The organism is Streptomyces sp. NPDC059900 (genome assembly GCF_050270335.1).
Taxonomy (GTDB): Bacteria; Actinomycetota; Actinomycetes; order Streptomycetales; family Streptomycetaceae; genus Streptomyces.
In genome coordinates, this window is the sequence record NZ_JBNNJZ010000517.1 from 1 (window position 1) to 5,810 (window position 5,810).

At 72.0% G+C, this 5,810-nt stretch carries 6 protein-coding genes; 3 read left to right on the top strand and 3 right to left on the bottom strand.

Annotated features, from left to right (window positions below):
- Both ACQKIP_RS37805 and ACQKIP_RS37810 read left to right on the top strand, forming a co-directional pair.
- Positions 1 to 274: SDR family oxidoreductase (locus ACQKIP_RS37805; RefSeq protein WP_427745182.1), on the top strand; the 274-nt coding region annotated here is incomplete at its 5' end.
- A gap of 99 nt (positions 275 to 373) precedes the next feature.
- Positions 374 to 1,411, top strand: a complete 1,038-nt coding sequence (locus ACQKIP_RS37810) for an SMP-30/gluconolactonase/LRE family protein (protein ID WP_365854843.1) — start codon at positions 374 to 376, stop codon at positions 1,409 to 1,411.
- A 13-nt stretch (positions 1,412 to 1,424) separates the two neighbouring features.
- Here the strand turns inward: ACQKIP_RS37810 and ACQKIP_RS37815 are convergent, their stop codons facing one another.
- Positions 1,425 to 2,021 (bottom strand): TetR/AcrR family transcriptional regulator, encoded by a 597-nt coding sequence (locus ACQKIP_RS37815; protein ID WP_365854845.1) that lies wholly within the window; start codon positions 2,019 to 2,021, stop codon positions 1,425 to 1,427.
- Between the two features lie 146 nt (positions 2,022 to 2,167).
- On the opposite strand from ACQKIP_RS37815, the gene ACQKIP_RS37820 reads away from it, so the two are divergent.
- Positions 2,168 to 3,196, top strand: a complete 1,029-nt coding sequence (locus tag ACQKIP_RS37820) for a YncE family protein (protein WP_365854847.1) — start codon at positions 2,168 to 2,170, stop codon at positions 3,194 to 3,196.
- A 5-nt stretch (positions 3,197 to 3,201) separates the two neighbouring features.
- Here the strand turns inward: ACQKIP_RS37820 and ACQKIP_RS37825 are convergent, their stop codons facing one another.
- Together ACQKIP_RS37825 and ACQKIP_RS37830 are read right to left on the bottom strand one after the other, a co-directional pair.
- The gene (locus ACQKIP_RS37825) at positions 3,202 to 4,851 is read right to left on the bottom strand and encodes a thiamine pyrophosphate-binding protein (protein WP_365854849.1); all 1,650 of its coding nucleotides are present in this window, start codon (positions 4,849 to 4,851) and stop codon (positions 3,202 to 3,204) included.
- Complete coding sequence (locus ACQKIP_RS37830) at positions 4,848 to 5,684, bottom strand: cyclase family protein (protein WP_365854851.1); 837 nt, start codon at positions 5,682 to 5,684, stop codon at positions 4,848 to 4,850. Before ACQKIP_RS37830 ends, ACQKIP_RS37825 begins: the two co-directional genes overlap by 4 nt.
- Between the last annotated feature and the right edge of the window lie 126 nt (positions 5,685 to 5,810).

Genomic DNA, 5,810 nt, shown 5'->3' on the forward strand with positions numbered 1-5,810 from the left:
CGCCCTGGTCGGCCTGACGCTGTCGTCGGCCTACCAGTACGCGGGCACGGGCGTGCAGATCAACGCCGTCGCTCCGGGCGCGGTGGCCACCGGCATCCCGGTGCCGACCGCCGCCCCGTACGGCTCGGCCCGCACCGCGAAGATGCGGGTGGCGATCCCGGGCCTGGCCATGGCGGAGGAACTGGCCGCCTCCATCACGTTCCTGCTCAGCAGGGACTCCGTGAACATCAACGGCGCCGTGCTGCCCTCGGACGGCGGCTGGTCGGCGGCCTGACGGCGACCGGCGCCCGGAGCCTCCCCCGTCTTCCCGGGCCCCCCGCGTCACGTCTCCCCCCATCTCCCCCATCCCCCTCGGAAGGAGCACCTCCCCCGCATGCCCGCGTACCGCGCACTCCTCCCCCGCACCGCCCTGACCGGTGTCGCCGCCCTCGCTCTGCTGGCCCTGACCGCGTGCGGCACCCGGACCACCGCCGCGCCGGCCTCGCACCCCCAGTCGTCCGGCGAGGGCCGGACCATCAAGGCCACGAGGGTCGCGCACGTGACCGACCCGCACGAAGCCACCGGCAGGACCCTGTTGGAAGGCCCGGTCCTCGACGAGAACGGCGACCTGTACGTCGTGGACGTCACCGCCCCCGCAGGCGAGCCCAAGGTCCTCTCCGTCGACCTGGACACCGGCAAGCACAGGGGCGTCTACACCGACAAGACCGGCGCCTACACCTCCGCGCAGATCAGCCCGTACGACGGCCGCCTCTACCTGACCGACTACACCGGCCCGGTCCTCAGCACGGAGCCGGACGGGTCAGATCCGCGCACGTTCTTCTCCGGCGAGGTGGACGGCTCCGCCATGAACCCCGACGACATCGCCTTCGACGACGAGGGCAACCTGTACGTGAGCGATCTGCACGGCATGAAGCCCGGTGAAGCCGAGGGCCGCATCGTGCGCATCGACCGCGACGGCAAGAAGACGACCGTCCTCGCCGACGAACTCGCCCACCCCAACGGGGTGATGTTCGACCCGGGGACGCGCGGCCTGTGGATCAGCGAGCTCGCCGAGAACACCGTGTCCTATCTGCTCCTCGACGCGGACAAGACCGCGGTGACCTCTCAGCACGAGGCCATCCATGTCGACGCGGGCGTGGCCCAGACCGACTCCATCGCCGTGGACGCCGACGGCAACCTCTACCAGGCGCTGCACGGCAGGCCGGCCATGGCCGTGTACAGCCCGGACGGCGAACGCCTGGCCACCGTCGAGATTCCGGCCAAGGCCGCCGAAGGCCTGGAGTCGGCGACCAACGTCGCGATCTCGCCGGGCAGCAGGAAGGCGTACATGACCGTCAGCGGCCCCGACGGCGGTTACGTCTACCGCTTCACCGCGCTCGGCGACGGCATACGGCAGTCCAACGGCGGCTAGCGGCAGCCGAGGCTCACGAGTCGTCGACGGTGGTCTCGACGGACCGCAGCGGCCCCACCTCCACGCCGAGCAGGCCCCATGCGGCCAGAGCGCGGCGTTCGCGGTCCTGGGGGGTGGGGCCGCCGACGGCCCCGGAGACCATCGCGACGGCGAGCATGACGTCGTCGGCGGTCAGGCGATGGCCTGCGGGCAGGCACCGGGACAGGACGGTGTGCACGCGCCCGGCCAGTGCCCTGGCCTGCTCGTCGTCGCCCCGTATGCGCAGCAGGTCGACGAACGCGGTCGACCGGGTGATGTGCCAGGTGACCACGCCCAGAACGCCGGCGAGGTCCGCGCCGGGCTCGGCGGCGGCCTGTTCGACCTGCCGGACGTTCTCGTCCAGGACGGCGGTGGCCAGCGCGATGCGGTCGGCGAAGTGCCGGTAGAGGCTGCCCTGCCCCACCCCGGCACGGCGGGCGACGGCCGAGAGCGGCGCGTACAGGCCCTGTTCGGCGAAGACCTCGCGGGCGGCGGCGATGAGGGCGGCCCGGTTGCGGGCCGCGACCCGCCGTCCCTGATTGGCCGGCCGAACCGCGTCGTGCGGCCCCTCGGGCTCGGTGGGGTTGATCACGCTGAAAGGGTAGTACGGCCACGAAACGGCCACGCAGCCACATCCGCCCCACGAAGGCGCTCTGGACGCCGCAGTCCCGCGTCGAGCAAGCTCGTCACGCGCACGCGAGGCAGGCTGTCGACGGATCAGGATCGGGGTGCGGGACTGTGACGACGCGCAGGACGGTGATCAAGGCGGTGGGCGCCGGGACGCTGGCGAGCGGGCTTTCCACGCCCGCCTCGGGTGTTTCCGGCGCTCCTCGGGCGGCGCAGACCGACGTACTGGTGGTGGTGGAGAAGAGCAATCACTCGGTGAGCTTCTACGACGCCGTGACGGGCGAGCGCCACCAGACGATCCGTCTGCCCGAATACCCCCATGAGATGGTCGTCGACTCGCGCGGACGTTTCGCCTACGTCGGGCACTACGGCGTGCGCATGGCCTCCACGGCCGGCGAGGGCGGCTCCGCGGTCTTCGTCATCGACCTGGCCGCGCGGACCCTGGCCCGCACCATCGACACCCGTCCCTTCAACCGCATCCACGGCATGGGCATCGACCGCCACGACCGGCTGTACGCCCTGAGCGAGGAGAAGGCGGTACTGCTCGGCTTCGACGCGCCGTCCACCGACACGGCACCGACCAGGGCGGTGCCCACGCAGGGAGTGAAGACGCACCTGTTCACGCTCAGCCGCGACGGCGAACGGGCCTATGTGACGGGCCTGTTGTCCCACACGGTGAGTCTCGTACGCCCTCATGACGCCTCCGTGGCACCCGTCCTGGTCACTCCCGGCCTGCTGCCCGAGAGCAGCTGCCTGAGCCGGGACGAGAAGACGCTGTTCGTCGGCGCCCGCAAGAGCTCCGCGCTGGTCGCCGTCGACGCCCGCACCATGAAGGTGCGCAGGACCAAGAAGGCGGGCGGCGACCCCTTGCGGGTCTACACGGTCGACGACGAACGGCTGCTGGTGACGGACATCGCCGCCAGAACCCTCACGCTGTGGAGCACCGACCTGCGCACCCTGCGCACCCTCCGCCTGACCGGAACCCCGTCCGCGGTGACACTCCACCCCACCAGGCCACTGGCGTACGCATCGCTGCTGGACACCAACGAGATCGCCGTCGTCGACCTGAACCGCTTCACCGTCACGGACACCTTCGCCACCCACTCGGAACCGGACGCCGCCGTGCTGCTGGCGCGGTAGGGCACTCAGTGGCCGCGGAATGCCTCTTCGAGCCACCACGCCGCCTGCCCGCGCACCACCTTGGCGTCGACGAGCAGCGGTGCGGTGCGCGGGCCCGCCACCCAGTCCCGTACGGCCTTCAGGTCGTCGGGGGTGCGTACGGTCACCGCGTCGAAGCCGTAGCCGCGGGCCACGGCCGCGATGTCGGTGGGCGGGAACTCGACCGTGCCGAGCGGGAATCCGTCCGGGCCGAAGTGATGCACCTCGGCTCCGTACGCGTCGTCGTTGTACACGACGATCACCATCGGCAGTCCGAGCCGACGCACCGTGTCGAGTTCGACGGCGCTCATCAGCGCCCCGCCGTCGCCGAGCGCGGCCACCGCGAGCCGGTCCGGGCGGGCCAGGGCCGCGCCGATCGTGGTGGCGAGGCCCAGGCCGATGGACTGGAAGGCCTGGGTGAAACACAGGCCCTGCTCGTCGGGGACGGACAGATACATCGTCGGGTAGCCCATGAAGTTGCCCGAGTCGACGCCGACGATCCGCTGCTCGGGAAGGATGTCGTCGAGGGCGGCGCTGAGCGTGCGCGGGTCGATGCGGTCGCGGGTGCCGGTGTCCTCGTACGGGATGTCGCGCCAGCCCAGTCGCGCGGCGAGGGCGTCGGCGATGTCCGGGGTGCGGTAGCCGGGTCCGCCTTCTCCCTCCAGTGCGGTGAGTGTCCGCTCCGCCGTCAGGCGCACGTCGCCGGTGACTCCGAGGTGGACGGGGCGGTGTGCGCCGAGTGCCGCGGGGTCGTCGTCGACCTGGACCAGGGTCGTGTCAGGGCCGATGAGCCCGCCGTGCCGCGTCGTCCACATGGTGAGCGAACAGCCAAGGGCCACGATCACGTCGGCGCCCCGGATCAGCTCGGCGGCCAGCGGCGAGGAGAATCCGCCCGCCACGTCGAGCGACCACGGGTTGCCCCGGAAGAGGCCGCGGGCCACCGCCGATGTCGCCGGCAGCGCGCCGCACCGCTCGGCGAGCGTCTCGACCGCCCGGCGGCATTCGGGGCCGCGCGCACCGCGTCCGGCGACGAACACCGGGCGCTCGGCGTGCGCGAGGACCCCGGCGAGGGCCGCGATGTCATCGGCGGCGGGTTCGACGGCCGGGCGCGGCGGCGGGGGTGTGACGGCGGCCAGGGCCCGGTCCGCGTCGGGAACGTCCTCGGTCTGTACGTCGAGCGGCAGGTTGAGCACGATCGTGCACCGCTCGTGGACGGCACGGCGCACGGCGGCCGACGTCTGTGCGACGGCATCGGCCGCCGACGTGACGCGGACGCTCCTGGCGCCGACCGCCTGCGCCAACGCGGCTTGGTCGACATGGAAGTTGGAGCGTGCTTCGGTCGCCTCCGCCGCGAGCACGACGAGCGGCGTCCGGCTCTTGGCCGCCTCGCCGATTCCCGTGAGGGCATTGGTGAGCCCGCAGCCCTGGTGCACGCTGAGCACCGCCGCCGCGCCCCGCACCCGGGCGTACGCGTCCGCCATGGTGGCGGCGCCGCCCTCGTGGCGCGCGGCGACGAAACGGGCGCCCGCCGCCACCATCGCGTTGGTGGCGTGGAAGTTGCCGGAGCCCACCACGCCGAAGGCCTGGCCGACACCGGCCGCGACCAGGGCCCGCCCGACGGCTTCGGCGACCTTCACGACGACCGTCCCGCCCGCTCGACGAGGGCGAGGACTCGCGCGGGCGCTCCCGAGCCCGAGACGATGGGCAGCGGTCCGGCGATCACGACGGCCCCGGTGGGCGGCAGTTCCGCCAGGTTCTGAAGCTGTGTCAGCCCGTACTTTCCGCTGCCCATGAGATACGAGTGACAGGGAAACGCGGGCTCGAAGCCGTGCGCCCGGCCCGCGTCGGTGCCCACGGTCTCCACGCCGAGCCCCATGACAGGCGACTCCTCGGCCACCCAGCGGGCGCAGGCCGCGGACAGGCCCGGCGTGTGCGAGCCGTTCTCGTCGGCGTTGAGGAACGGCTCCTGCGCGTACGATCTGCTGTCCCACCCGGTCCGCACCAGGAGCCAGCAGCCGTCGGGCAGCGCCCCGTACCGGTTCTGCCAGGCCTGTATGTGCTCGACCTCGATCAGGAAGTCGGGGTCCTTGGCCGCTTCGTCGGTGACGTCCAACACCGCTGCGGGAGCCACCAGTTGACCGGCGGGCACCGAGGCGACATCAGCGAGGTCCTTGCCGGTGACCCAGTGGTTGGGGGCGTCGAAGTGGGTGCCGGTGTGCTCGCCGGTGCGGATGTTGTTCCAGTACCAGGCGGGCCCCCGGTCGTCGTACCGGCTGATCTCCTCGAGTTCGAACACCTTGGTCTGCCCGAACTGGGGCGGCAGTTCGAGCACGGGTGTGGTGGACGACAACGGCGCGGTGAGGTCGACGACTGTGATCCCGCCCCCGCGCAACCCGGCCACCAGGGCGGCGAGTACGGAGGGTTCCGGCGACCCGGACGCTGCTGCGGATGCTGACGTTGACTCAGACATGCCTGCATCCTGAAGCCACCGGCAGTCCCGCACAAGCGCCCCGTCGCCGCCGGAGGCGTTGATGCATTCGGTGATGCCGTAGGCATCGATGCTACGAGCCGGCCCTTATCGCCGGTGTATCAACTG

Coding starts and splice junctions, on each gene's coding strand:
- ACQKIP_RS37810 (WP_365854843.1), top strand. CDS start 374: ATGCCCGCGTACCGCGCACTCCTCCCCCGCACCGCCCTGACCGGTGTC.
- ACQKIP_RS37830 (WP_365854851.1), bottom strand. CDS start 5,684: ATGTCTGAGTCAACGTCAGCATCCGCAGCAGCGTCCGGGTCGCCGGAA.